This window comes from Paenibacillus sedimenti (assembly GCF_014534655.1).
Taxonomy (GTDB): Bacteria; Bacillota; Bacilli; order Paenibacillales; family NBRC-103111; genus Paenibacillus_E; species Paenibacillus_E sedimenti.
Map to the genome: position 1 here is coordinate 430254 of NZ_JACVVD010000003.1, position 25175 is coordinate 455428.

The following is a 25175-nucleotide window of genomic DNA, read 5'->3' on the forward strand; positions in this document are numbered from 1 at the left end:
CCCTAAAAGTTTCACGTAGAAAAACTGAGTTTGTAAGCAATACGATTTCCTATTTCCGCCATAATAATATGCTGAACACTTTAGCGCTTTGACGCGCGATTATCTTTTGTCATTATAGTATAGGTCATCAGGTTTGGCAACAGAACATATCTCGTAAAAGTGAAGAAATCCTTTGTGCGTATTCGAATACTTTCGGGGGCTTCCGTAAAAAAGCAAAAACACGCTTCGCCTTCGAGGAACGTTCCTCTAAGCGAAAGCGTGTCAATATCCGGTCCGAACAAGAACAACTAACCGTGCATCGGCTGCTTTTGAACCACTCTTGGACTTTCAACCATTTGCGGATCGTTCATCAGTCCCATGATTTGCAACGAATCAACACCCAATATTTGCGCGCATTCCTGGATCGAGATCATTCCCCTGCGATAAGCGGTAATCACTTTTCGTTTGTCCATTTGTACCCTCCTAAGAGTTTTCTGTTAGGAAAACTTTCTTCGTAAGCGTATGCTGAGCTTTCCGTAGGAGAGCTTGCTTCGTATGCATCAGCTGAGCCCTCGTATATATCTTAGTATTGGAAGATATGGAAGAAGTTATACTCCCTTTTTTCGATAAAAGAACGTATCAGCAGGTTCCAGATCATATTGTCCCGGGGAAAAAATTTGCTCAGTTGAACCCACGAACAAGAGTCCACCCGGCTTCAATGCTTTGGAGAACTTTTGATACAAGACATGCTTCGCTTCTTCCGTAAAATAGATGATAACGTTTCTACAAACGATGAGATCAAATCCGGTATCGAACGCATCCACCAGCAAGTTCTGCCTTTGAAATTTTATCGCGCGCTTCAGCTCGTCAGACACATGAAACATCATTTGGTCCTGACGAAAATATTTTTTCACATATTTTTCCGGGACGTCCCGCAATGAACGATCCAGATAAACGCCTTTGCGCGCTTTCTCCAAGGCGCCGTCATCAATATCCGTAGCCAGCAAATGCGCATCACTCAGCGCTCCTTGCTCGGCTAATATCATAGCCAGCGTATAAGGTTCCTCCCCTGTCGAACAGGCGGCGCTCCAAACTTTGAGCCGGCGGTTTTTGCGCAGCATCTCGGGAATAAACCGTTGTTCAACGACCTCCCATCGATTCGGGTTACGCCAAAACTCCGATACGTTAATCGTCATCCGATCCAAGAACTCATAGAAAAGTTCTTTGTCTTTCATCATTGCATCAAAAAAGGCTACAAATGTCTGATGCCCGCGCTTCATCCGAAGTGTTGTAAGACGGCGCTTCATTTGTGCTTCTTTATACAGGGCCAAGTCAATGGCCGTATAGTCTTTCACTTTTTTTATAAACAATAAAAAATCCTGATCCTCCATGATACACCCACCTTAGCCTTTGCTTGATCATTAATTCTATATGCGGGTGCTTTTTCCCTGCAAATAACGACAAAAACTTACATTTTCATAGCAAAACAGCCCGCAATACTTAGATCGCAGGCTGTTGCTTATGTATGATCATTAGATCCACTGCTGAATCACTTTACTATAGTCCACGAGTTCATCCGGTTTGAAGAAGTTGCCGATTTCCCGCTCAGCGCTTTGCGGCGAGTCCGAACCATGAATCAGGTTCAAATGCGTATGTATGGCGTAATCTCCACGTATCGTACCAGGTGCTGCCTCAAGCGAGTTTGTTTTCCCGATCATCGCGCGTGATAACGCAATAACTTGATCGCCTTGCCATACCATCGCGAAAACAGGTCCGGATGTAATAAAATTGACTAATCTTTCGTAAAAGTCCTTACCTTTATGTTCTTGGTAGTGCAGCTCCGCTTGCTCTTTCGTAATGTGCACCAGCTTGCTTCCGACCAGTTGGAAGCCTTTTTGCTCAAAGCGTTTTACGATCTCACCGATAAGCCCGCGTTGCACGCCGTCTGGTTTGACCATTAAGAATGTCTTCTCCATAATACGGACAGCCTCCTAAGGTAGTTTTAAAAGTCCACTTTGTCCACATCAGACGAAAGTCTGATTGGCGAATAAACCTACATTTGAACGCGGTCGCTCATCTTCGAAAGACTTCGATAGAGGTTTATCTCAAAACGAAGTATTTCAGGATGTATCTCGGCATCGAATCTTGAACGAAACCGGGAAGTCCAACCTTCTCGGTTTTGAAAGCGCACTTTTAAAAACTCTTATTTAATTATTTAATATGTATTTACAACTAGTTTACACTTCTTGGAAGCATTTCTCAAATGGAGGCCGGAAATTAATAAGAACGATTGCCGATAAAATATGCGACTTCGATTAGATCTTTTTTGGCTTGCTTGTCAGGCAGCTGGTCTAGTGCTGCAATAGCTTTGTCGATATATTTCTGAGAAAGCGCGTCAGCTCTGTCAATGCCTTCGCTATTTCGGATGATATCCAGGAATCGACTGACATCAGTCTGTCCATCGAGTTTATGGATCCGGTCCAGTTCGGAAAGAATAAGCGGTTTGAGTTCAGGATTTTGCATGGCGAACAAGACCGGGAGGGTGATGTTTCCCTGTTTCACATCGTTGCCAGGCGGTTTCCCGAGTTGTTTTTCAGTCCCGATCAAATCCAGGATATCGTCGCGGATTTGAAAGCACATCCCTACGTTATACCCGAATGAATACAACTTGTTGCTTACCCAATCAGGCGCATCGGCCGCCATCGCTCCAAGCTGGCATGAAATGGCGATCAGCAGCGCGGTCTTGCGCCTAATTCTAAGTAAGTAATCCCGGATCGTCTGTTCCGCATTAAAGAAGAAACGAATTTGCTCCATTTCGCCGATCGACATTTCCACAATCGCTTTGGACATGATCTGATGTACGGCCGGTTTATGGATCTGCGTAATGACGCCAAGCGCCTTGGCAAAGATGTAATCCCCTGTATACATCGCAATTCGGTTATCCCACTTCGAACGAACCGTTAATTGACCTCTTCTCGTATCCGCATCGTCGATGACATCGTCATGCACCAACGTCGCCATATGAATGAGCTCTAGTGGAACGGCTACGTGCTTCATGGTTTGAAGCTGATAATGGCCGAACTCCCCGGAAAGCAGGACGAAAACAGGACGGATCCGCTTCCCTCCAGCCTTGAGCAGGTGCAGCGACGTTTCTTTGAGCATAGCGTGGTCGGTGTAAACACTTTCCTCCAGCTCTTTTTCAATAGCCGCGATATCTTTTTTCTTCCTTGCATAAATATCCAATAAATTTTTCATTCTGTCACCCGTGCTTTTTCTTTCTCTGACCAGATGCCGATGATAGCCGGCTTAGACAGGAAACCAAGTTCATAGCAATACTTGTAATACATTTGGAGCCCATCCCATTGCTCCTGTCCGAAATCATAGCATAATGTATGAAAATAATGATGCCAGTAAGCTTCCGTTCCGCCCACTTTCTGCTGTGCTTCTTGAATCATTTCAGCGGGCTGCTTATGAGCTTTGAACTTGCTCTTCAAGAAAGCTTCGAACACTTGCGACACCAGTTCAGGGTATTGCTCCACAGTCTCTTTGCGTATGGCCCACACGGCGAACGACATCCATTGACCGGTCCATTTCGCCCATTCTTGCCCAAGATCCGTAATCATATACTTACGATTGCGCCAGTTTTCCTTGATGGCATCATCGCCGATTAATAAAGCGCCATCCGCCTGCTGCATCATTTCGTCCAAATTGGGGCTCGCAAATTCATATGTCGGCTTACCGTTGTAGAATTTCTCAAGAATGATCTTGAGCAGGTTGACGGAAGTCGCCGACGTTGTCGGCAAGACGATACGTCCGTTTGCGATTTCACGCAGAGGCTTTTCATGAAACAAAAGAATGGAATTGACTTCTCCATAGGCGCTGACGGATAAATCAGGGTAAAGCGAATAATATTCAAAAGACTCTCCATAGGCGAAGGAAGAAATCGGTCCCATGTCAATTTCACCGGCTGCCATCGCCCGATTGAGCGAGGTCGGCACTTGCTCAATAATTTGTACATCATCGCTCTTCATAAGCTCAGGAAAATAGTAGTATATGGGCCATACATTGGTGTAATTGATTCTGCCGATACGTATCTTAGGGTTATGACTGCTCATCGTTCTCTCCCCATCTCCGATATAAGGAATGCTCTATATTCATGCTGTCCAACACTTTGCCCACCAAGAAGTCCACCATCTCATCGATGGAACTCGGCCGATTATAAAAAGCAGGCATCGCCGGAAGCATACGAACACCCATTCTCGACAAGGTGAGCATATTTTCTAAATGTATGGCATGCAGTGGTGTTTCTCTCGGTACCAATATTAATGTTCTGCCTTCTTTGAGCATCACGTCAGCTGTACGTTCCAACAAATTATCGGATGCAGCCCGCGCAATTCCTGATAACGTTCCCATTGAGCAAGGGATTACAACCATGCCGCGTGTTCGAAAAGATCCACTGGCTACAGATGCTCCAATATCTGCAATCGGATGAAATTTATAAGTGCCTTTCAAACCGCCAAAATGTGCTTCCAGCGTTTCTTTGCGCTTGCTTACATTCCAGTCCAATTCATCATGGAGAACCCTCCATCCAGCCTCCGTAATAATCAGATGCACATCTTGTCCTTGTGTGAGCAGTACTTGGCAGAGTCTCACCCCATAGATCGCTCCGCTAGCGCCTGTAATGCCTATAACCCAGTTACCGTTCATGTGCGCTGCGTCACGAAGACGTCAAGCAGGGTAAACGCAAACACCACTAAACTTAGCACGCCGTTCATTGTGAAAAAAGCCGCATTCAGTTTGGACAGGTCGTTGGGTGAGACGAGACGATGTTCCTTGTATAAAAGGATATAAGCAATTACAAGTCCGATTAAGTAGAACCAGCTTAAATGCGTCATAAAGAACAAAGTGATTAGGCCGACGGCTGTTAATGCGTGCAGCACACGAGCCGTCATTAGCGCAGCTTTAATTCCAAAACGGCTGGGCAAGGAATATAATCCTTCCTTGCGGTCAAAATCGGCATCCTGACAAGCGTAGATGAGATCAAATCCAGTGCTCCAGAAAACGACGGTCAAATAGAAAACGATTGACGACCAAGTGAATTGCCCGGTTACGGCGATCCATCCGCCTAATGGCGCAAGGCCAAGCGTTAAGCCCAGCACAAAGTGGCACGCCCAAGTAAATCTCTTCGTATACGAGTAAATAACAAGAAAAAACACTGCAATCGGCAGCAGTTTCATGGAAAGAGAACTTAAATTGGAAGTTGCCCAGAACAACAATGCAAAAGATAAAATGATATATAAAGATACCTGTTTAATGCTGATTAAGCCTGCTGGTATTGCCCGATTCTCAGTTCTAGGATTTTTCTTGTCTATTGCTCTATCAATTACGCGATTCAATGACATCGCGGCTGTTCTCGCCCCAACCATAGCTAATGTAATCCATAGAATTTGCATCCAAGAAGGTAATTGTCCGTTAAGGACGACTGAGCCTAATATCGCACCCATGAAGGCGAATGGTAAAGCAAATACGCTGTGTTCAAACTTAATCATTTCCAGAAAAATTTTTAATTTAGTAAACATAGCAAAATTACACTCCTGATTTCATTTTCCCCTTGGTGCCAATGTGCAATGCTGCAATGCCGCCCGTTAGGGGGTAAGCCTGTACATCTTGCAGCCCCTGTTTGGCAAAAATAGCGGCAAGCTGCTTATGATCTGGAAAATGGATTAATGATTCCGGCAGCCATTTGTACTGTTCGTAACGTTTGGCAATAAGCTTGCCTAGGAAAGGCAGTACACGCTGAAAGTAGAAATAATAAATGGATTTAAAGGGTTCCCATGTCGGTTTGGATAACTCCAGTGACACCACTAAGCCTCCGGGCTTGACGACCCGCTGCATTTCACGGATAACTTGCTCCAGATCGGGAACATTGCGCAATGCAAATCCGATGGTAGCATAATCAAACGAGTTATCGTCAAACGGAAGACTCATGGCATTTCCTTGAATTAATTGGATCTGACTGTCCAAGTGAAGCTGTTTAATTTTCTCAGCCCCGTAATCCAGCATGTTTTGACTGAAATCAAGTCCGACCATCTTGCCGTTGCCGCTTGCTTGTGCCAGACTGATCGTCCAATCACAGGTACCGCAACACAAGTCTATAGCTGTACTGCCCGGCTTCACATTCATTTTGCTCATGGTAAACTTGCGCCATGCTTTGTGCCTGCGGAAGCTCAAAATATCGTTCATCAAATCATATTTCGGAGCAATGCTTTCAAAGACGGAATGAACGAATTCTTCTTTGGATTTCGTTTTTGTCGTGTTCATCTGATTCGTCACCTCAAATTTCTTCAAGCACTTTAGGCTGCTTCGCTGAAAAGCGAAGGATTGGCTCCCCAATGTGAAACAGTTCACTTATTAGCTTATCGGAATCTAGCTGCTGTACTTTTAATTGCAGCTGCTTGATATGCGTCTCGAGCATTTGATACAGTTGAGAGGAGACATTATATTTATGAATCAATGTCCGTACTTTGGCCTGATCCGTTTCCTCTGCATGGAGCTGCTTTCGCTCTTCTTTGGTAGCATGCTGAAGGATATGCCAAAATCCCCAGCTTCCATGGAAACCAGTTGCAGATTCCGTTCGAAAAATTTCCTCAAAAATCACTTCGCATTTCGTATAGCTTCTTAGTACGTCCGGCCAAGCTTGATCGTATACGTCAGCCATAAATTCCGAAAAAGACAAAAAAAGCTGAGATTTGATCTCCACCGTTTGATGGATGTAATCTTCTGCCGTCATTTTCAACTGCTTCATTTTGGTATATAAATTCATCTTAAGACGATTAACTTCACAAATCGCACCCGACAGCTGCTTAATCATATCGATTTGCCCTGCTTGCGAGAGCAGGTAATAAAACCGGGAGCTGAAATAATCGCCGGCAAGCACCTTTAGCTGTCTGGAACGTGCTGCCTTTTTCTCTTTGATCTCATTGGACGCGTTGACCATTTCATGGGTATCAAGCGCTAATTGGACGAGGGATGTTGCCAAAGTGTACAGCTCGCTTGATTCACTATGCTTCGTGTTCCCGTTCAAGAAAGCAAATAGCAATCGTGAGCGAAGCTCTGGAAAATCGGGCAAATCTGTGTGAATTTGGATCATATCATATTCCGTGTATTGCTTAGCGATCTCAGGGATCCGATAAGAATTCATGCAAAAGCCTCCGTAACCGTATGCCGAATATCATTTGTGCTTCTATCCAAGTAATTATAGCATAACCCGTTCGCAGAAGCACAATTAATTATCTGCACTCTCTATAAAGGATATCTTTGCTGCCATCTGGACGTGTAGGTAATACGGAACCGGTTTTGCAGCTGCTGTTCAAGCTGAATAAGGCTGAGCTCGCCTGCGCTAGCTTCCATATCTTTTCCGTGCTCGCGATCTGCAACCATCGCCAGCACAAGCTGTGCGGAGGCTTGATCGGTCGCTCCTGAATAATCCATCACGCGAACCCATACCTGATTCACATTTTTCGTCTTGGTCGTTATCATTTGGGCGATTGTATACAAGTCGCGATATACGGAAGCGGATTCCGCATTTTTAGGCAAGCTTAAATCAAGGGACAGCCTCGCATTGGTCAGCTCAACTTTGCGAATTCGCAGCTGCAAGGGTACCTGCACAAGGAAATCGACTAGATTACGGTCCGTGAGTTGCGCCGCGCGCTTGCTTGACCAAGCGTCGAGAGGGTTCGATCCGGCTAGCTGATCAAGCTTTGGGAGCAATGACAAGCTGACAGCAACGGCAAGGGATAAACTTGCCGTAATTATGATTCGTAGAGACCATTTCATGTACAAGGTACCTCCTAAGAGTTTTCCGTAGGAAAACTTGCTTCGTAAGCATAAGCTTTGAAACAAGCTCATACACCATTGTACAAAGAAAAAAAGCAGGCTATGCCTGCTTGGAAAAATTATTCCTCCGTATCGATCGTACCGAACTTCGTCATGATCAAAGCTTTGCCTCTTACTTTCACAGCTGATGTATGTTCAGTAAACTGAGCAATCATCACTTCACCCTTGTCCAGCTTTTCCGTATGATGAAAACGAGTATCTTGTCCGCGGGTTAATCCAATCACATGGACACCGTTATCTTTGGCCTTAATGACGAAATATTCATTCCCGTTGGGGGCGCTGGTGTTGTTGTTGTTTTTATTATCCACTTTTCATTCCTCCGTTCGTGCCATACTTACATTAACCTTACTTAATGATGCTAAAAAAGCACCAGGAAGTCAATAAGGCGATATGAAGCCGTCATCCCCTTCGAGGAAGGAGCCCCCTAACCAATCTCCATCAAGCAATGCCCAGCCCGTAATTCGTTCCGCAAAAGAAAAAGACATCGGCTTTACGATGTCTTTCTCATGGTCGGAGTAACACGATTCGAACGTGCGACCTCACCCACCCCAAGGGTGCGCGCTACCAGGCTGCGCCATACCCCGTTCGTAAGCATGCGCTTACTTATTTACTTTTGTAATTATAGTAGGAGATTTTCGAATTGTAAAGGTATTTTGCAGATTGTTATAGAGCAACAAATAAAGCCGTAACTGCAATAATGCGGCCACGGCTTTGTTCATTTGGAATAACGTACAATCATATGTAAAACTAACAATTATTGAATTCCGTCTCTAAGCGCCTTACCAGGTTTGAAAGCTGGGATTTTGCTTGCAGGGATTTCAATTTCATCTCCAGTCTGTGGATTACGTCCCTTACGAGCGGAACGTTCACGAACTTCGAAATTACCGAACCCAACAAGTTGTACTTTATCTCCGCTTTGCAGCGCTTCGGAAATCGCTTCAAAAACAGCATCCACCGCTTTTGTCGCGTCTTTCTTGGAAAGCTCGGAGGTTTCAGCAACCTTGTTAATCAATTCAGATTTATTCATGCCATTCACCTCCCCCCAAGAATACTGACTTCCGTTACTTCCTGTTTTCACCGTTTCCTCGCAAAATATACATGATCCCGTGAAAAATCGCTGATTTTCTAAATGAAAATCGATTTCGAAAGCAGACGAATAAATTCATAGTAATACACTGGGAGAGCAATTTCAAGTATAGATTTCCTTTTTATGTAGGCTTTTCTGCTAAAAATCGACAAAAAACACTCTTTCGAGTGTTTTTTCGTCTAAACTATGATTATAGAATGATTGCGATGAGACCCCCGGAGCCTTCGTTAATTATGCGGCCCAATGTCTCCTGCAGCTTATAGCGCGCGTTGTCCGGCATCTGAGCAAGCTTGCCTTGGATGCCTTCGCGAACGATGGAATGCAGGGATCTGCCGAATATATCAGACTCCCAAATCTTGAGCGGGTTATCTTCAAAATCTTGCATCAAGTAGCGTACCAACTCTTCGCTTTGCTTCTCTGTTCCGATAATCGGAGAGAATTCCGATTCTACATCGACACGGATCATGTGGATGGACGGCGCAGTCGCCTTCAGGCGGACACCGAACCTGGATCCTTGGCGAATGAGTTCCGGCTCATCCAGCGCCATTTCCGCAAGCGTAGGAGGCGCAATACCGTAGCCGGTCGTTTTGACCATTTCCAATGCCTCTGCGAACTGATCGTACTCCCGCTTCGCATGTGTGAAATCCTGCATCAGCTGAAGGAGATGATCCTTGCCCCGGATTTCTACGCCAACCACTTCCTGCAAAATGCGGTCGTACAGTTCATCAGGCGCGTACAAGTCAATTTCCGCCACACCTTGGCCCATATTCATATCCGCAAGTGCCGCCTTGTCGATGAAATCATACTCGCCAAATTGGCTGACCACCCGATCTACGTCGCGCAGACGGCGAATATCTTGTACCGTATCGCGTACTGAATTTTCAAATCGACCGCGCAGCCAATGATTTTCATCCAGCACCATTACCCAGCTTGGAAGGTTCACGTTCACTTCGTGTACGGGGAACTCGTAGAGCACCTCACGCAGGACGGAAACCATTTCCTCTTCCCCCGCACTGGCTACGCTCATCGTGACTACAGGGACGTCGTAACGGCTTTGCAGCTCGCTGCGCAGTTCCAGAGCAGGTTCGCTGTTCGGTTTTTGGGAGTTGATGACGACGATGAATGGCTTGCCGACTTCTTTTAACTCATTGATAACCCTTTCTTCGGCCAGTACATACGATGATCTTGGAATATCAGAAATCGTGCCGTCGGTTGTAACGACAACGCCGAGTGTTGAATGCTCCTGAATAACCTTGCGCGTTCCGATTTCGGCCGCTTCCTGGAATGGAATAGGCTCATCAAACCACGGTGTGTTAATCATACGCGGTCCGTTCTCGTCCTCATACCCTTTGGCGCCATCGACTGCATAGCCTACGCAATCAACGAGGCGAACGTTAACGTTCAGCCCTTCTGCAACTGAGATTTGAACAGCTGTGTTAGGTACAAACTTCGGCTCGGTCGTCATAATCGTGCGGCCAGCAGCGCTCTGCGGGAGTTCATCGGTAGCCCGGATCCTATCCGCTTCGCTTTGAATGTTCGGAAGCACTACAGATTCCACAAAACGTTTAATAAAGGTTGATTTTCCTGTCCGGACCGCTCCGACAACCCCCAGGTAAATGTCCCCTCCCGTCCGTTCTGCAATGTCCTTAAAGATATCCACTTTCTCCAAGAGAATCCCTCCTACAGTTTGGTCGTCAACTGACGCAAGTGACGGTAACAATTGACTACTCGTACATTCATTTGGACTAGTAAGAAATATATGTACGTTCGATAAAAATATGATAGATGCGCTGAATCTTTTTTAGCAGCTCATATTTCACGGAAGCATACGGCTTTCCTTCTCCATTGAGATGAATATATGTCTGGGAGGCTATTGATATTCTGAAAAAATGAGAAAACCTCCCGCACAGTTTGTGCAAGAGGTTCGGTTTAAACTTATTCTTTATCTTGAGGCATGGGCTGATTATTTTTCCAATAATACGTAAAACTGCGAATCGGAACGAAATGCGATTTGGCAACCAGGAGATCACGCAGATCCTGATCCGGCTTGAGCGTACTTTCCAATGATCCGCTTTGGACCATTTTCATGATATCCATCCCATAATCGATTGCGACTTTGCCAGAATTCTTATGCACCATATACGTGAGGAAATCTTGTCGATTAAAGTCCGACTTAATTTCAGGCGACTTCATGCCAAGTTTACTAAAATCCACATATTCAAAAGAGTCGTTGATGGCAATCCCTGCCGGCAGATCACCATTATGTTTCACTTTATAGTCATCAACTTTCTTCTGAACATCTTCGACACTTTGATAGGCGGATAAATCCATGAGTTTTACTTGCGGTTTGGTCTCCACATTAACAAGTACATACATAAAGATGCCGCCGCTTTCGAAAGCGTTGGCTGGAATGCTGCTGAGCAGATGCATTTTTTGCAGCTTACCAAAATCAATCACATATTTCTCATATAAAGGAGTATTCATGTCACTGTTTTTGATTGGCAAGACACCGTTTTTTTCGTGAAATTGATCAACGGCCTGCTGAACGAGCGTAATGAATTCGGCCGGATTAATTTGATTCTCTTTACGCAACTCTTTGGGATAAGCACAGCCGCTTAGCAATAAGACCAAGCAAATCGCTGTACATATCCACTTCCCAAACAAACGAAGTCGGAATAATTTCACTTCAACCATCCTTACGTTTAAAATAAATCGTCATCAGTCTGCTGTTTGGCAAGCTGAGCACGAATTGCAGCTTTGAGCGGGTCTTCAGGCACAGTTACATCGACAGCCCCCTTGACACGGGCTTGGCAAGCAAGCCGGTACCCTTCCTCAGCTTGAGAGCCTAACTTTAGCCGCTCGTTTTGATTCATGGGCTCGAGGCCGCTTTGATCACTAACTTTCACTTTGCACATTAAACAAGCGGCTTTCGCACCGCAGCGTGTGCGAATATGGACCTTGGCTTTCCGCCCTGCATCGAGCAGTGTTGTGCCGGAACGCACCTGAGTTTTTTTATCATCAGGCCAAAAGTGCACATCTGAAAAAGACATCCTGTATCCCTTCTTTAGTCAAATAAAAGCTCTAATTTCTTACGGAAATCATGGCCCCAACTGTTTCGCGCAAGCAAATCCTGAAGGGCAGGCATGTGCTGAGCAGGCTGCTTCCTAATCACGCGCGCGATAGGTTCATAACGGTCTGGACGATCACGAAGCAGGTTAAATAAGAGCTCATGCGCCAAAGGCATAATTTTGACGGAACATGAATCTGTTACATGCACGATACGGCTATGACGCTCCCATAAGTAAACTGCTTCGACCTGATAAAGTGAATGCTGCGCAGCTACGCGAAAGTCGCCAACGACCTCAACGGCATTGCCGAGAATGTCGTAATGGCTAAGAATGGATGAATAAATCGGAGTTTCACTATGGGCCGGCGTATCCATTGAATATGTTTGCAAGGCTTCATGAAGGGAAGCAACATCGCATTGATCAACATACAGATCCAGGTCCCTTGGGATTCTCTGGATTTCTACGTTATGTAGAAGTAGACCGCAGCTGCCGCCGATCAACCAGCGGGACTCTTGGACATGCATCAAATGCCTCTCTAAGGTCTCGATGGTTTGCAGCATGGGTTGTTGCAGAAGCATGAGGCCAACACCTTTCCGTTCATGGTTTAAAAATAAGGCTTATGCGTAACGGAAATGTCCCCGCCCTGCTTTACGATACATTGACAAGCTAACCGGTAGCCTTGCTCGATTTCTTCCGGCTCCAAGCGATCTTCCTCTGCTTCCGTAGGAGCCTCTAACAGCTCTCGACCCGAAGCTATGTAACAGCGGCATCGGGCACAAGTGCCGCGTATGCATGAGAATCCCCAGTCCACATCATGTTTCAGTGCATGATCGAGTATAGTTAGTCCGGTTTCCGGTTCGATCATTTTTTGCGTTTTCCGCGTTTTCAATTCTAGCATTTTCCCAGCCTCCAAGTTGTTAGAACAAAGATAGCAGCATGTACAACATGATAGGGACGAACATTAAAAAGGCAATGGTTGATAAAATTACGCGAATCGCACCCTTCGTGCGTGTTCTTGCGTATGAAATTAAGAGCGAGGCGACAACCATAAGTCCAATCGCGACGAAGGATGCCCACATTTTATCCAAACTTGACATGTTCATAACTCCTTAGATCTATCGTAAAAGTATACAAAGTCACGGCTAATTATAGCATATGACAAGAAAAAAAGCATAAAGGGGAACGCTCTCCCCTTCATGCCCCTCATTTCTTGCCCATCATCATCTGCATCAGCTGCTGCATGTTGTTTGTATCCAATTTACTGCTCTTTACAGCATGCACGATCTCGTTAATCGTTTCTTCCGATACTTTGACATTTACGAGACCGGAAACCTGTTTGATCAGCTGACGAAGCTGTGCTTCGCTTTGAAGAGTCGATGGTTTCACGCCGCTGGCCAGCTTTTGAATATCTTTAGGTGTAACGGATTTGCCCGTTTTCTTCTTTACAACATTCAATACGTCCTTGGACATATCTTTATTCGTCAATGATGTCGCCTCCCTATACCGCATGATGACTAAAGCGTCTAAGGTATAGTATGAAAGCGGACATTAGGTTGTGTAGGCTATATTCCCCCGTTAGCCATATCATTTAGCTTCGCATATTCGATTAACCCATCCAATTTGCAGATGAGCCGCTGGCGACTTCTTCAATTTCGTGGGTCCTGACTCGTCCCATCAAGTCTTGAGCAGCCAGATTCGGTGATTTGCCCGAAAACATAACCTGATATAGCTCATCGGTGATCGGCATCGTAACTTGAAAGCTGCGCGATAGTTCATAAGCAGCCTTAGTTGTTTTAACACCCTCAACGACCATGCCCATCTCGGCGAGCACTTCATCTAGCGGAAGCCCTTGCCCGAGCTTGTTTCCAGCTCTCCAATTCCGACTGTGCTTGCTTGTACAAGTGACGATCAAATCCCCAATACCGGCAAGTCCTGCAAAGGTGAGAGGATTCGCACCCATCGCTGTGCCAAGGCGTGCAATCTCCGCCAAGCCTCTTGTCATAAGAGCTGCCTTCGCGTTGTCCCCAAAACCTAAACCATCGGTTAGACCCGCACCAAGCGCAATAATATTCTTGAGCGCGCCGCCGACCTCTACGCCTGCGACATCAGGGTTCGTATAGACGCGGAAATAGGAATTGATCAGCAAATCCTGAGCGGCTTCAGCCGCCTCTAAATCTTGTGCCGCGACAACGACGGTTGTTGGGCATTGGCGGATGACTTCCTCCGCATGGCTAGGACCGGAAAGCACGACAAAGCGCTTCGGATCCATCTCGGGAAGTTCATCTGCCAGTACTTCCGTCATTCGCTTCAGTGTGCCAGTTTCAAAGCCTTTGGTGGCATGGATTAAAAGTGTTTCTTTTTTTAAAAAAGGACGAATTCGTGAGGCAACTTCCCGCATCCCCGACGATGGAACAACTAAAAGAATCGCATCCGCATCTTCGATGGCTTCCTGCAGGGAACTCGTAGCGACAATATGCGGAGATAATTCAACGTCTTGCAGAAAGCGGCTGTTGGTATGCTTCTCATTAATTTCAAGAACTTGCTGCTCGTTACGAGACCATAACAGCACCTGCTTGCCATTATCCGCCAATACTGAGGCAAGTGCCGTCCCCCAACTGCCGGCAACAAGTACCGATACTTTGTTCGACATGTCAACATTCCTTTCCTGAGTCAGAGCCGCCTTCGTATTCATCATCCGGCTAGGCTCTCTTTTGCCCCAGCTTATTTTCTTTGCCTTGAATAAGCTTCACAATGTTTGTCCGATGACGAACAAAAGCAAAGACACAAAGCAAAATGCTGATCCACAAAATCGGCAGCGGTCGGTCCATCCCCCAGATAAGAAAAGGTAAAAGTGCTGTAAGTATAAGGGAACCGAGCGATACGAATCGGGTAATCGCAATAATAACGATAGCGGTAACACCAGCGATGACGGTTGGAATGAAGCAAAGCGTCGCCATCACGCCGATGGTCGTCGCAATACCTTTCCCACCCCGGAAGCCGTAATAGATCGGCCAATTGTGACCTACAATGGCGGCTAATCCGCACAGAACGGGAATCCAGATCTCATCGGCGCCGGGGGCTGCCAACTTGCCAATGAACACGGCGGCAACCCCCTTCAACGCATCAAGCAAAAGAACCAGGATCGCAGGACCCTTACCAAGAACGCGCAGCGTATTCGTGGCACCTGCATTGCCGCTCCCGTGCTTGCGGATATCGATTCCCTTAAACCATTTTCCGAATAAATAACTAAAGCTAATGGAGCCTAATAAATAACCCGCCACAATTGTCATTATCCAAAACAACTGCATGACCTCCTAAGAGTTTAATTTCCCTATTCGCTATCGGAAGATTTCCGGCGGCTCAGGATGCGAATCGGCGTACCTTCAAAGCCAAAGGCCGCGCGAATTCGGTTATCCAGGTACCGCTCATACGAAAAGTGCATGAGCTCAGGCTCATTCACGAAAATCACAAATACTGGAGGCTTAACCGCAACTTGAGTCGCGTAGTTAATGCGCAGACGCTTGCCTTTATCTGTTGGAGGCGGATTGTAAGCAACTGCGTCGGAAACGACATCATTAAGCACATGCGTCTGTACGCGGAGCGCATGATTTTCAGCGACTTGAACGACAACCGGAAGCAGCTTGTGCAGGCGTTGAGTCGTTTTGGCCGATACGAATACGACTGGCGCGTAAGTCATGAACAGGAAGTGATCACGAATTTTCTGCGTGAATTGTTGCATCGTCTTATCGTCTTTCTCCACAATATCCCACTTATTCACGACGAAGATCGCTGCTTTTCCCGCTTCGTGTGCATAACCGGCGATATGCTTGTCCTGCTCGATGATGCCTTCTTCGCCGTCAATAACGACCAGAATAACATCTGCGCGTTCAATGGCTTTCATGGCGCGCATAACGCTGTACTTCTCCGTATTTTCGTAAACGCGTCCTCTTTTGCGCATACCCGCTGTATCGATAATCACATATTTCTGACCATCACGTTCAAAAGGAGTATCGATCGCATCGCGAGTCGTTCCAGCCAAATTACTTACAATAACCCGTTCCTCGCCGAGAATGGCATTGGTTAAAGAAGACTTACCGACATTCGGACGCCCGATGAGCGCGAACTTAATAACCTCTTCGCCATACTCTTCCTCCTTCTTATCCGGAAAATGAGAGCAGGCGGCTTCCAGCAAATCGCCGATGCCAATACCATGAGAACCGGATATCGCAATCGGGTCGCCGAAACCTAGGCTGTAAAATTCATAAATTTCATCCTGCCGCTGCAGATTATCAACTTTGTTAACGGCAAGAACAACTGGTTTCTTCGAGCGGAATAACAGCTGCGCTACTTCCTCGTCTGAAGGGGTTACGCCAGCTTTGGCATCAACCATGAATACAATAACATCCGCTTCCTCAATGGCAAGCTCAGCTTGTATGCGCACCGATTTCAGAATTGCATCTTCTTCATCAATCTCGATACCGCCTGTATCGATGACGCTGAACGATTGATTCAACCATTCTCCTACTCCATACAACCTGTCGCGCGTGACTCCCGGTTTATCTTCCACAATCGCAAGGCGATCGCCTACGATCCGATTAAAAATGGTGGACTTGCCAACATTCGGTCGGCCAACAATTGCAATAATAGGTCTAGCCAATTGATTCACTCCTTAAAGTTTTCGTTAGAAAACTGTCTTCGTAAGCAAATTCCATGATCAACCATGGAAAATTACGCAACTTACATCATAACAAAAAAGACACGACTTGGCTAATCTCATCTGAGAATATATCCCGCCTAAGTCCGCGATCCTGAATGTTTTCAGGTATGCCTCACCAAAATCATCGTGCCGTTTTTCAAATCATGCGCGGTTGCATCCAGGATTTTCTCTAAAGAAAAAGATACTTTCTGCTGCTGCTCCGCATCATTCACAATGAAGATGGGAGCTCCTCCGCCTACCTTTTCCTTATCCATGGTGACTACCGCTACTATTTGAGACATACAATTACGCCTCCTTCTGTTGATTGACGCCAGCTTCGGAAGGCATCCGTACAGCGCTCTCCAGAACCGGTACACGGTGCAACGCGATTAACGTTCTGTCCGCGTCCTTCTCCTGTGGAAGCAGCAGTATGCCTAGCACCCCAGAGCTCATCTCCAGCTTGGCCATTGGAAGCAAAGAAGGCTCTCCTTCGTCTCGAAACACGCCAAATAACGTAGAAATATCATGAAGGATCGCCTGCCTTTGCCCTAAATTGGCCAAAGTAACGCGCGAATTTCGATTTTTGGGCTTAATAATAAAGCCAAGTGCTTGTTCTTGAATTTTCCGGCGGCTATCTTCAAGCCCAACGTTCATGATATAGATCGATCCAACAAACAAATCGGGCCCATCCAATCGAATGGGAGCCTGCTCAATATCGGCGATCTTAGACAGATTACTGCCCGATTTAAAGTAGTTCGCAATAAAAATCGATAGAACGCCGGCCACTAGCCCCCAATACCAGGCAAGCAAAATACTGAATAAGGAGGCGACAAACGCAGAGAAAATGACTAAGTAATTCCGACCCTCGAAAACCATGGCGATACCCTCGATATATGCAGCACCTCTTGGCACTAGCTCCAATTCATCGATCTTTGTCAAGGTCTGTCTTTCCATATTGCGCACGTCGCGAAACTGTTGGGCTGCTAACGAAAGGAAGGTGACCGCAGTATAGTTTTTATCGAGCAAGGCAGGGACAGCAACCGCTCCTAAACCCGCTGCGATGACACCCAGAGAGATATGAATGATTTTACCATGCGGATAGGTTGGATACTGACGGTAATCCGTTCGCAGCATGTTCAAACGGGCAACAACGCCGAAAATAACGCCTATCACAATGCCGATCGTATAGCGATGCGAATAAAACCAATCCATTATTTGCGCCATCCACCTTTCCGTTCCATCCAGGTTCTGATGATCAAGCGACAGCCATTGTAAGCAACCTGAAGTACAATCGTCATCGTTCTTGCCGCAAAGACCGAAAGCCACCACTGATCTTGAAAATGGGAGCTGCCTAGATGTAGGTTGCCATTTGCTTGATAAACTCCCGCCTGATACAGGTCCCCCAGCAAGTAACCCATAGAAAGGGCTGCGATTTGCTCCAGCTCGTTTCGCTGCAGGATCGTAATAACAAATGCAAGAAGTAATGCCGTATCCCACTCCGAATTACCGACGATGAGAATCGGGTCCATCTGGAGCAGCTGCTGAAGCAAGAAGTGCAAGGAACCTAACAAAAGCCCGATCGAAAGGAGATGAAGTTTATGGATGAAGCCTTGGGTTGCATAAAGAATTCCTATGCAAATGCACATGATCCATAGATAAACTAACTGCATCTTTACATGCCCGATGATGATCGTTATTTGCGATAAGGTCAGCCATGCGACAAAAAAAAGAAGTAACCCCTTGTGCGATATACTTCTTACGTACAGCTCCTTCCATCCGCTGGCAAACAAAATCAACGTGATGCAGAGGAGTATGAGAGATAAGTAGCCGGAGTTCATAATCATTACCACCCTGCGGATCATCAGACCTCCCCTTGCTCGTCGAGGGAGAAGCCCGTCTGATCCTTAGTATGGCAAAAAAACGATTATTTAACCCGGCTGCCTCTTTCTGCATATGAAGTTAAGTCGATACCTCTGACACGGCACCATTCCGCCGTTTCGCCCATAATGACGACTGGATGCTGCCACAAGTCTCGAACTGTTTTGGCGCCAAGCGCCGTCATGATAAGTATTAGTCCTTGCTCCAGCTCGTCCGCAAAGCGATGGAGCGCATCTACGCCTTCGGTGCGCAGCACTTTCAGGAAGGCGCCGGCCATGCCCACGGCCGGCGAGCCGAGAGCAAGCGCTTTGGCTGCTTCCAAAGCGTTCGTAATGCCTCCCGAGGCAATCACCGAGCCTCGGGGATACACCGACAACGCCTCGAGCAAAGCGATGCTTGTCGGTGTACCCCAATCGTTCAGCCACTCCAGAGCGGCTGAACGGCGTGCATTTTCGATGGCGGCGAAGTTCGTGCCGCCGGATCCGCCGACGTCCACAATAGAGACGCCGATGTTGTGGAGCTGCTTGGCATTCTCCTTCAGAATGCCAAAGCCGACTTCTTTCACGATGACCGGAACGTGAATGCGGTTCACAATCACAGCGATGCGATCGAGCATACCGACGAAGCTGCGGTCGCCTTCCGGCATAATCAGCTCCTGCATGACGTTCAAATGAATTTGCAGCGCATTCGCTTCGATCATATCGACAGCCCGGAGCGCTTGATCGACAGTCGCCTCACTGCCCAAATTCGCGAATATCAGGCCGTTCGGGTTTTCACGCCGTACCACTCGGTAGCTGGATGCTACCTCGGTATTCTTCAGTGCCGACATCTGCGAACCGACGGCCATGGCAAGTCCCTTTTCTCTCGCCACGATGGCCAGCTCGCGATTAATGCTCTCTGTCTCCTGAGCACCGCCCGTCATCGCATTAATTAAAATCGGCGAGCTCATAATGAGATCGCCGATTTGGGTATTTAATGCAATTTGATCCGTCGAAGTCTCAGGCAGACAGTTATGCACAAGCTTGATATCCGACAGCCCTTGCTGTCTGGATTGTCCAAGCTCCAGCGCGTAATGGACATGCTCCATTTTGCGTGAGATGCGCATGCTTGTTGTCTCCTGACTTATTTGAATTTGGAAAGCTTGTCGCCAAAACGTTCGCCGAGTGTCAAGGAAAGACCTTGGTTGCTCAGGGAAACATTTTCGTTACCGGCAATCTCTTTTTGGTGGCTCGCGCTGTTACCGCGATCACGATCGCCTCTCGGCTGTCTTTCTCTTTCTGGCTTTGCAGCCGCAGCAGGAGCAACAGGCGCTTCTTCCGTTTCTTTGATGCTCAAGCTAACGCGTTTTTCAGCTGCATTGATTTCTAGAATTTTCACTTGAACTTCTTGGCCTTCTTTCAACACTTCATGCGGAGTGCCGATGTGACGGTGAGCGATTTGAGAAATGTGCACAAGACCTTCAACGCCAGGCGCGATTTCTACAAAAGCACCGAAAGCAGCCAAACGTTTAACTGTACCGGATACGATATCGCCTGCTTTGAACTCGCGATCCACTTTGGACCATGGACCTTCTTGTGTCGCTTTGATGCTCAGGCTGATTTTCTCGGTAGCCGGATCAAGCTTAAGAATTTGCACTTTTACTTTATCGCCTTCTTTGACAACATCCGAAGCTTGTTCAACATGATGCCAAGCCATTTCGGAAATATGTACCAGTCCGTCGATACCGCCGATATCAATGAAAGCTCCGAATTGTGTTAAGCGTTGAACCGTACCGTCCAGCACTTGACCCACTTGCAGGCCTTCGATAATTTTCTTTTTGTTTGCTTCGTATTCTTCATCCAGCACATCTTTTTGGGAAAGAATCACTTTGTTTTTCTCGCGGTCGATTTCTTTCACGCGAAGACGCAGAGTGCGGCCTTTGTAGGAGCTGAAATCTTCAACGAATTGACGCTCAACCATGGAAGCAGGAACGAATCCGCGTACGCCGATATCAACGACAAGTCCGCCTTTCACAACTTCAGCTACAGTCGCTTCAATGATTTCTTTGCTTTCAAGCTGACCTTGCAAAGTATCCCAAGCTTTTTCATTATCAACAACACGTTTGGAAAGAACCAATGTTTCTTTCGCGTCATTGATCGAGACTACTTTCAATTCAACTTCTTGACCGATTTCCACAGCCTGACCAGCATTTTCCACTGCTACGGAAGAAAGCTCGCGAACCGGGATGACACCATCGTATTTATAACCGATATCAACGAAGGCTTGATCTGCGTCCACCTTCACGATTTTACCTTTAACGGTAGCGCCTTTCTTCAGCACAGCTACGTTATTAAGCGCTTGTTCAGCCTCAGCTTGTGATACAGCTGTTTCCTGTACCTCTTGAACCTCTTGAGATTGATCTTGAACTTTTACTTCATCTGACATTAGGTTACCCTCCTCTATTTACAACCAACAATAAAAAAATTTATAAGTCACAAAGCAGCTGCAAGAAAGCGTCTACTTTGTTTCAAACAAAAACTTTCCATACGTTTAAGGATAGTATAATTCCAAGCTTTCGATTCCATACATCGCAATCAGCCTTTGCTGTATGCGGCATGGAGTCTGCGGATCTCTTGCATGATGGTTTCGGTGGCCAGCTCCAAATCCTCCGAGCTTCCACTTGCATAAGCGCTTAAATCAAGCGGCTTGCCATATACGATGGTCATGCGGCGAAATAAAGAATAGCTGCCCACAATCGCAACCGGCACGACGGTCGCCCCTGCTTTGAGCGCTAGGCTCGCTGCGCCCTTCTTGCCCATGCCACCGGCGTTGCTTCGTGTCCCTTCCGGGAATACGCCCATCATATTGCCGTCTTTCAGCAATTGAATGGCGAGTCGAATGGATTCCTTGCTCACGCCTCCACGCTTGACAGGGAAGGCGCCGACCTTCGAAATAATCGTTCCTAAGACCGGAATATCAAACAACTCTGCTTTTGCCATGAAGTGAACCTTACGTTTGAGAGGCGTGCCAAGCACGGGAGGATCCCATAGGCTTGTATGATTGCCGCATAGTACAACCGCTCCATGTGTGGGAATGTTCTCTGTGCCAATTGCCCGAAGACGGAACATGAGTGCAAAAAGAACTCGAAATATGGCTCTGCCGATGCGGTATAGCATCTTATTTGCCACCTCCGACTTTGTCTTTGCAAAGTCCCAGAATTTCGTCCACAACTTCCTCAATGGACATTGATGTACTGTCCATTAAGACCGCGTCGTGTGCACGCTTCAGCGGCGATATTTCTCTTTCCTGATCCATTTGATCACGACGCGCAATGTCATGTTCCAATTCCTGCAGGGTCATCGTGCACGATCCGCTGCTTTGCATTTCTTTGAAGCGTCGTTCCGCTCTTTCCGAAACGCTGGCCGTAAGGAAAATTTTTATCTCAGCGTCCGGCATGACATGGGTACCGATATCTCGGCCATCCATAACCACGCCCTTGGAAATCGCCATCTGCTTTTGCATTGCGACTAATAACTGACGAATCGCACCAATGCTGGCAATTTGGGAAACATCATCGGTAATGGCAGTAGTGCGAATGGCTTTGGTCACGTCGATATCATCGACAATTACCTGTTGTCCTTCAGCTCGCGGAATTAACTCAATGCGCATCCGATTCGCTATAGCGACAATCTCTGATTCCTGGTCAGGACGCAGCCCTTCTTGCTGTACCTTCCATGTTACTGCCCGATACATAGCCCCTGTATCCACGTAAACAAAACCAAGCGCTCCGGCAACTAACCGTGCGATGGTGCTTTTACCGGCTCCAGCAGGACCATCGATGGCAATATTGAACTTATCCAAGCTGCAGTTCCTCCCTAAATTTACCCCACAAAGTGAAGTATTGCTTCGTAGCAGAGTCCGGTTACTTTGCGGGGGCCCCAAAAATACGAACATTACCTTACGAACAAAAAAGCAGGCACTGCCTGCTAATTAAGGAAATTATATCACACTACCAAGTCATATGCAAAACTTAGACCGTTATTGATAGCAACCTCTAGCGTATCTATGAACGCTCTCTGCTCGAGTCTTGCGGTTGTGAATACGGTTTGCCTTCCAGCGGTTCAACGCGTGTAAAATGATTTCTTACGTATGGAATTTGCAATAGGGCCTGGGAACTAATAAGCAAAACAAAAAATACGAGCATGAGCCGAATAATAATCTTCTCTACTTTCGCAGAAAAGCGAATAAACAGCTGCTCGTATGATTGATGTTCTTGGTCCGATGGCATGGAACGATTCACCTGCTTACTTCACGTCATGCATCGTAGTATACCCATGGGGCGATGATCTCATGCACTTACCGTTTGCGGAAATCCATTTGTCTTTCAAAGCAAAAGCGAATTAATTTTTGGCGGTCGCGATCAGTAATTTCAATAAAGCGGACCATCGCCAGCAGTTTCCCCGTCTCCAGTTGTTTCACGCGTACGATCTCTCCTTTGAAAGGAAGGTGCTCAATCGTACCGTTCTTGTATGGAACAAGAAGCCAGCAAGATATTGCAGCTTGTAGGCCCAATGGAACATGTCCGTCGCAAATGAAAGAGATCCCGCCACCGCTGACATCTTCTGTCAACGCAACAATTTGAATTTGTTCGGAGAGCCTAACAGCGATTTCGAGCTCGGCAAGCACGCGCAGAAAGTTTCTTCGCTGTATTTGCGTTATCGCTTCAGGCTCAGGCTTGCTGATTTCCACAAGACGTATGACATCTTCCTGAAATCCTGTGACCGTTGTGGAGAAATAGTGCTTTGCTCCACCTTGCGCCAAAAAATATGTACTAAGCTCGTCGCCTGCATAAAGCTTCTTTAGCCGGCCTGTCTTCTCATTGAGAGGAACCTCTATCACAATTGATGTGTCTGTAATGTCGGCAATTCTCGATTTGTATTCAATCTTGGATTCTTCATCATCGATGGAGTTAATTTGAAAATATAAAATCTGGTTAACCTTAGGAAGCAATTTCTGCACCTCCGACATAATGTGCCAAAACTTTCATTACTCCATCGATTATACCACGACTAAAGAATTAGGAAAGCAAAAAAAGAAGCAAGGAAAGTCCTATGCTTCTTCCATTCGATTACTTAGCTGCCGCTGCGGTTTGCTCCGGACGAATAGTTTCGATTTTCTCTTCAGATCCTGATTCGGCGTTGATATAAACTCTGTAGACATTACCGTTCATTTTGCCGATGAATTCATGGCAGAGCACTTCCTCATCCAGCTCGTTTTTAATAATCGCCAACGATTGACCTGATACTTCCATGTTAGAACTTAACGTTTTGCGCGCGTCCTCGGCTGTTACTTTCGGCTGTCCTATGCTCCGCTGTTTTTGCCCGAAAACGTAATCCGTTGCCTGAAGTCCTGTCACTTCCAAATTGTCCAAAGCAACTCTGACGCTTACCTGCTGCGGATAAATGGTAACATCCTTTTCACGCTTGGCAAAAATGATATTTGCAATATTTTGGTATTGATCGTAGCTTACGGCACTCATATCTTTATATTCATGCTGATCCAGGAATTCATTCGCGATATCCCTTGCCTGCCGGAGATCGAACTTTGTTTCTTGCACTGTGCGCGGCTTCATGAAATAGATGAGGTGACCACCCTTTTTGGTATAATCCATTTGGATATCATCTTCGCTGCCCGCAACTCCGGGTACGACAACGCTGAAACTTTGATATTCGGGGCCTGCGTTTCCATTTTCAACAACTTGCAAATTGGCTGAGTCATTGATTCCAAGAAATTGAGCCGCTTTCTGTTTGATCGTATCTGCCGTCATGTCGTTACCGGACAGCATTTTCACATCGTTTTTAGAAAGAATGCTTAGATTACCCGGACCCCAATTGAGTTCCTCGTAAGCACCGACTTTTTGATCCACCAGCGTAAATCCGTCTATAATCGCGTTATCATGTACTTCATTTTGTGAGATTAGAGCATTCTCCACATCCATCCAGCGCAAATTGTTCATCATGACTTTATCTTGAACGCCCTGCAGCTCCGTCGTAATCTCTTTGGAATGATTATATAGCGCATTCAATGTCTTGATTTCTTGCTCATTCAATGGCTGCTTGGTCATATCGCGAACGGACATCCGATACGAGAAGTTTGCCATGTTGGCCAAGAAATCTTCCGTTTTGTTAAATGGAAGCAGCGTGAGCGGCAGCTGATTGATATCGCTTTGCGCCTGACTTGTCAGCCTCCATACATTAACCAAGCCTTTCCGGTAGGAAGGCTCGGATGTAGAATTTACAGCAAGTGTATTGCCAAGCTCCGTATGAAGCTTGTCCAAATGAAAAGAGAGATCATGAAACGCTCGCTGGTATTGATTCTCCGCTTTGATTAAAATTGCGTTTTTCTCTTGATGCTCCAGATACCCCCACACGGAAGTCCCAATCAAAGCTAGCAAGAGGAATGGGAACATAACGATGCTTAATCTTTTATACATAACCTGACTCCTTTCATTTCCACCAAACTTGCCGTTAGTTTTTACGTGGAAACAAAGGTTTATACATGCAAAACGGTCCCCCAAAAGTGATGATAACCT

General features: G+C 46.4%; 32 protein-coding genes and 1 tRNA gene. All 33 read right to left on the bottom strand.

The genetic code is table 11. The features are described 5' to 3' along the window. Positions 1-287 precede the first annotated feature (287 nt). Positions 288-452 carry a hypothetical protein gene (locus ICC18_RS10665; RefSeq protein ID WP_188174372.1) on the bottom strand — a complete coding sequence of 55 codons (165 nt, stop codon included), beginning with the start codon at positions 450-452 and terminating at the stop codon, positions 288-290. 135 nt (positions 453-587) lie between these two features. After that, positions 588-1370, bottom strand: coding sequence for a CheR family methyltransferase (locus ICC18_RS10670; protein WP_188174373.1), 783 nt, complete (start codon positions 1368-1370; stop codon positions 588-590). Between the two features lie 141 nt (positions 1371-1511). Beyond that, the gene (gene ndk / locus ICC18_RS10675; RefSeq protein ID WP_188174374.1) at positions 1512-1955 is read right to left on the bottom strand and encodes a nucleoside-diphosphate kinase; all 444 of its coding nucleotides are present in this window, start codon (positions 1953-1955) and stop codon (positions 1512-1514) included. A 301-nt stretch (positions 1956-2256) separates the two neighbouring features. Continuing rightward, positions 2257-3234 carry a heptaprenyl diphosphate synthase component II gene (gene hepT / locus ICC18_RS10680; protein ID WP_188174375.1) on the bottom strand — a complete coding sequence of 326 codons (978 nt, stop codon included), beginning with the start codon at positions 3232-3234 and terminating at the stop codon, positions 2257-2259. Beyond that, entirely contained in the window at positions 3231-4094 is an 864-nt protein-coding gene (locus ICC18_RS10685) for a menaquinone biosynthesis protein (RefSeq protein WP_188174376.1), read from the bottom strand. Before ICC18_RS10685 ends, hepT begins: the two co-directional genes overlap by 4 nt. After that, entirely contained in the window at positions 4081-4686 is a 606-nt protein-coding gene (locus ICC18_RS10690; protein WP_188174377.1) for a UbiX family flavin prenyltransferase, read from the bottom strand. The genes ICC18_RS10685 and ICC18_RS10690 overlap by 14 nt, the downstream gene beginning before the upstream one ends. Continuing rightward, positions 4683-5558: a UbiA-like polyprenyltransferase gene (locus ICC18_RS10695; RefSeq protein ID WP_188174378.1), complete on the bottom strand. Its 876-nt coding sequence runs from the start codon at positions 5556-5558 to the stop codon at positions 4683-4685. Before ICC18_RS10695 ends, ICC18_RS10690 begins: the two co-directional genes overlap by 4 nt. Positions 5559-5565: 7 nt before the next feature. Beyond that, a complete protein-coding gene (locus tag ICC18_RS10700) occupies positions 5566-6300 on the bottom strand; it encodes a demethylmenaquinone methyltransferase (RefSeq protein ID WP_188174379.1) in 735 nt (244 codons plus the stop codon). Between the two features lie 13 nt (positions 6301-6313). Then, entirely contained in the window at positions 6314-7180 is an 867-nt protein-coding gene (locus ICC18_RS10705; protein ID WP_188174380.1) for a heptaprenyl diphosphate synthase component 1, read from the bottom strand. Positions 7181-7281: 101 nt separating this feature from the next. Beyond that, positions 7282-7815, bottom strand: a complete 534-nt coding sequence (locus tag ICC18_RS10710) for a hypothetical protein (protein WP_188174381.1) — start codon at positions 7813-7815, stop codon at positions 7282-7284. A 119-nt stretch (positions 7816-7934) separates the two neighbouring features. Then, positions 7935-8183, bottom strand: coding sequence for a trp RNA-binding attenuation protein MtrB (mtrB, locus tag ICC18_RS10715; RefSeq protein WP_188174382.1), 249 nt, complete (start codon positions 8181-8183; stop codon positions 7935-7937). A 199-nt stretch (positions 8184-8382) separates the two neighbouring features. Beyond that, positions 8383-8459 (bottom strand) — tRNA-Pro (locus ICC18_RS10720). Between the two features lie 170 nt (positions 8460-8629). Next, positions 8630-8902 carry a non-specific DNA-binding protein Hbs gene (gene hbs, locus ICC18_RS10725; RefSeq protein ID WP_188174383.1) on the bottom strand — a complete coding sequence of 91 codons (273 nt, stop codon included), beginning with the start codon at positions 8900-8902 and terminating at the stop codon, positions 8630-8632. Between the two features lie 250 nt (positions 8903-9152). Further along, positions 9153-10631, bottom strand: coding sequence for a stage IV sporulation protein A (gene spoIVA, locus ICC18_RS10730; RefSeq protein WP_188174384.1), 1479 nt, complete (start codon positions 10629-10631; stop codon positions 9153-9155). Positions 10632-10897: 266 nt separating this feature from the next. Then, complete coding sequence (locus ICC18_RS10735) at positions 10898-11647, bottom strand: YphF family lipoprotein (protein WP_312029513.1); 750 nt, start codon at positions 11645-11647, stop codon at positions 10898-10900. A 17-nt stretch (positions 11648-11664) separates the two neighbouring features. Then, entirely contained in the window at positions 11665-12012 is a 348-nt protein-coding gene (locus tag ICC18_RS10740; RefSeq protein WP_188174386.1) for a 2Fe-2S iron-sulfur cluster-binding protein, read from the bottom strand. A gap of 14 nt (positions 12013-12026) precedes the next feature. Then, positions 12027-12608, bottom strand: a complete 582-nt coding sequence (locus ICC18_RS10745) for a hypothetical protein (protein WP_188174387.1) — start codon at positions 12606-12608, stop codon at positions 12027-12029. Between the two features lie 26 nt (positions 12609-12634). Beyond that, a complete protein-coding gene (locus ICC18_RS10750; RefSeq protein WP_188174388.1) occupies positions 12635-12928 on the bottom strand; it encodes a 2Fe-2S iron-sulfur cluster-binding protein in 294 nt (97 codons plus the stop codon). Between the two features lie 19 nt (positions 12929-12947). Next, positions 12948-13127, bottom strand: coding sequence for a DUF2768 family protein (locus tag ICC18_RS10755; RefSeq protein ID WP_188174389.1), 180 nt, complete (start codon positions 13125-13127; stop codon positions 12948-12950). A 106-nt stretch (positions 13128-13233) separates the two neighbouring features. Then, on the bottom strand, positions 13234-13500 hold the full coding sequence (locus ICC18_RS10760; protein WP_223192523.1) for a stage VI sporulation protein F: 267 nt from the start codon (positions 13498-13500) through the stop codon (positions 13234-13236). Positions 13501-13636: 136 nt separating this feature from the next. Further along, the gene (locus tag ICC18_RS10765; protein ID WP_188174754.1) at positions 13637-14680 is read right to left on the bottom strand and encodes an NAD(P)H-dependent glycerol-3-phosphate dehydrogenase; all 1044 of its coding nucleotides are present in this window, start codon (positions 14678-14680) and stop codon (positions 13637-13639) included. 49 nt (positions 14681-14729) lie between these two features. Continuing rightward, on the bottom strand, positions 14730-15332 hold the full coding sequence (gene plsY / locus ICC18_RS10770) for a glycerol-3-phosphate 1-O-acyltransferase PlsY (RefSeq protein WP_262495855.1): 603 nt from the start codon (positions 15330-15332) through the stop codon (positions 14730-14732). Between the two features lie 29 nt (positions 15333-15361). Beyond that, entirely contained in the window at positions 15362-16687 is a 1326-nt protein-coding gene (der, locus tag ICC18_RS10775) for a ribosome biogenesis GTPase Der (RefSeq protein WP_188174391.1), read from the bottom strand. 161 nt (positions 16688-16848) lie between these two features. After that, positions 16849-17028 carry a capping complex subunit for YIEGIA gene (locus ICC18_RS10780; protein ID WP_188174392.1) on the bottom strand — a complete coding sequence of 60 codons (180 nt, stop codon included), beginning with the start codon at positions 17026-17028 and terminating at the stop codon, positions 16849-16851. Positions 17029-17032: 4 nt separating this feature from the next. Continuing rightward, positions 17033-17938 carry a YIEGIA family protein gene (locus tag ICC18_RS10785; RefSeq protein WP_223192472.1) on the bottom strand — a complete coding sequence of 302 codons (906 nt, stop codon included), beginning with the start codon at positions 17936-17938 and terminating at the stop codon, positions 17033-17035. Beyond that, on the bottom strand, positions 17938-18588 hold the full coding sequence (locus ICC18_RS10790) for a YphA family membrane protein (RefSeq protein WP_188174394.1): 651 nt from the start codon (positions 18586-18588) through the stop codon (positions 17938-17940). Before ICC18_RS10790 ends, ICC18_RS10785 begins: the two co-directional genes overlap by 1 nt. A 62-nt stretch (positions 18589-18650) precedes the next feature. Next, on the bottom strand, positions 18651-19709 hold the full coding sequence (gene fni / locus ICC18_RS10795) for a type 2 isopentenyl-diphosphate Delta-isomerase (protein WP_188174395.1): 1059 nt from the start codon (positions 19707-19709) through the stop codon (positions 18651-18653). A 17-nt stretch (positions 19710-19726) separates the two neighbouring features. Then, positions 19727-21028, bottom strand: a complete 1302-nt coding sequence (gene rpsA, locus ICC18_RS10800; RefSeq protein WP_188174396.1) for a 30S ribosomal protein S1 — start codon at positions 21026-21028, stop codon at positions 19727-19729. Positions 21029-21177: 149 nt separating this feature from the next. Next, positions 21178-21759 carry a lysophospholipid acyltransferase family protein gene (locus ICC18_RS10805; protein WP_188174397.1) on the bottom strand — a complete coding sequence of 194 codons (582 nt, stop codon included), beginning with the start codon at positions 21757-21759 and terminating at the stop codon, positions 21178-21180. Position 21760: 1 nt separating this feature from the next. Next, positions 21761-22444, bottom strand: coding sequence for a (d)CMP kinase (gene cmk, locus ICC18_RS10810; RefSeq protein ID WP_188174398.1), 684 nt, complete (start codon positions 22442-22444; stop codon positions 21761-21763). A gap of 202 nt (positions 22445-22646) precedes the next feature. Beyond that, positions 22647-22871 (bottom strand): hypothetical protein, encoded by a 225-nt coding sequence (locus ICC18_RS10815; protein WP_188174399.1) that lies wholly within the window; start codon positions 22869-22871, stop codon positions 22647-22649. A 68-nt stretch (positions 22872-22939) separates the two neighbouring features. After that, positions 22940-23593: a flagellar brake protein gene (locus ICC18_RS10820; protein ID WP_188174400.1), complete on the bottom strand. Its 654-nt coding sequence runs from the start codon at positions 23591-23593 to the stop codon at positions 22940-22942. Between the two features lie 118 nt (positions 23594-23711). Then, a complete protein-coding gene (ypeB, locus tag ICC18_RS10825) occupies positions 23712-25076 on the bottom strand; it encodes a germination protein YpeB (RefSeq protein WP_188174401.1) in 1365 nt (454 codons plus the stop codon). Between the last annotated feature and the right edge of the window lie 99 nt (positions 25077-25175).

Bases quoted from the DNA above. Each gene is read 5' to 3' on its own strand.
- ICC18_RS10665 (WP_188174372.1), bottom strand. From the start codon at position 452: ATGGACAAACGAAAAGTGATTACCGCTTATCGCAGGGGAATGATCTCG.
- ICC18_RS10670 (WP_188174373.1), bottom strand. From the start codon at position 1,370: ATGGAGGATCAGGATTTTTTATTGTTTATAAAAAAAGTGAAAGACTAT.
- ndk (WP_188174374.1), bottom strand. From the start codon at position 1,955: ATGGAGAAGACATTCTTAATGGTCAAACCAGACGGCGTGCAACGCGGG.
- hepT (WP_188174375.1), bottom strand. From the start codon at position 3,234: ATGAAAAATTTATTGGATATTTATGCAAGGAAGAAAAAAGATATCGCG.
- ICC18_RS10685 (WP_188174376.1), bottom strand. From the start codon at position 4,094: ATGAGCAGTCATAACCCTAAGATACGTATCGGCAGAATCAATTACACC.
- ICC18_RS10690 (WP_188174377.1), bottom strand. From the start codon at position 4,686: ATGAACGGTAACTGGGTTATAGGCATTACAGGCGCTAGCGGAGCGATC.
- ICC18_RS10695 (WP_188174378.1), bottom strand. From the start codon at position 5,558: ATGTTTACTAAATTAAAAATTTTTCTGGAAATGATTAAGTTTGAACAC.
- ICC18_RS10700 (WP_188174379.1), bottom strand. From the start codon at position 6,300: ATGAACACGACAAAAACGAAATCCAAAGAAGAATTCGTTCATTCCGTC.
- ICC18_RS10705 (WP_188174380.1), bottom strand. From the start codon at position 7,180: ATGAATTCTTATCGGATCCCTGAGATCGCTAAGCAATACACGGAATAT.
- ICC18_RS10710 (WP_188174381.1), bottom strand. From the start codon at position 7,815: ATGAAATGGTCTCTACGAATCATAATTACGGCAAGTTTATCCCTTGCC.
- hbs (WP_188174383.1), bottom strand. From the start codon at position 8,902: ATGAATAAATCTGAATTGATTAACAAGGTTGCTGAAACCTCCGAGCTT.
- ICC18_RS10740 (WP_188174386.1), bottom strand. From the start codon at position 12,012: ATGTCTTTTTCAGATGTGCACTTTTGGCCTGATGATAAAAAAACTCAG.
- ICC18_RS10745 (WP_188174387.1), bottom strand. From the start codon at position 12,608: ATGCTTCTGCAACAACCCATGCTGCAAACCATCGAGACCTTAGAGAGG.
- ICC18_RS10750 (WP_188174388.1), bottom strand. From the start codon at position 12,928: ATGCTAGAATTGAAAACGCGGAAAACGCAAAAAATGATCGAACCGGAA.
- ICC18_RS10755 (WP_188174389.1), bottom strand. From the start codon at position 13,127: ATGTCAAGTTTGGATAAAATGTGGGCATCCTTCGTCGCGATTGGACTT.
- ICC18_RS10760 (WP_223192523.1), bottom strand. From the start codon at position 13,500: ATGTCCAAGGACGTATTGAATGTTGTAAAGAAGAAAACGGGCAAATCC.
- ICC18_RS10765 (WP_188174754.1), bottom strand. From the start codon at position 14,680: ATGTCGAACAAAGTATCGGTACTTGTTGCCGGCAGTTGGGGGACGGCA.
- ICC18_RS10780 (WP_188174392.1), bottom strand. From the start codon at position 17,028: ATGTCTCAAATAGTAGCGGTAGTCACCATGGATAAGGAAAAGGTAGGC.
- ICC18_RS10785 (WP_223192472.1), bottom strand. From the start codon at position 17,938: ATGGATTGGTTTTATTCGCATCGCTATACGATCGGCATTGTGATAGGC.
- ICC18_RS10790 (WP_188174394.1), bottom strand. From the start codon at position 18,588: ATGATCCGCAGGGTGGTAATGATTATGAACTCCGGCTACTTATCTCTC.
- fni (WP_188174395.1), bottom strand. From the start codon at position 19,709: ATGCGCATCTCACGCAAAATGGAGCATGTCCATTACGCGCTGGAGCTT.
- rpsA (WP_188174396.1), bottom strand. From the start codon at position 21,028: ATGTCAGATGAAGTAAAAGTTCAAGATCAATCTCAAGAGGTTCAAGAG.
- ICC18_RS10805 (WP_188174397.1), bottom strand. From the start codon at position 21,759: ATGCTATACCGCATCGGCAGAGCCATATTTCGAGTTCTTTTTGCACTC.
- ICC18_RS10815 (WP_188174399.1), bottom strand. From the start codon at position 22,871: ATGCCATCGGACCAAGAACATCAATCATACGAGCAGCTGTTTATTCGC.
- ypeB (WP_188174401.1), bottom strand. From the start codon at position 25,076: ATGTATAAAAGATTAAGCATCGTTATGTTCCCATTCCTCTTGCTAGCT.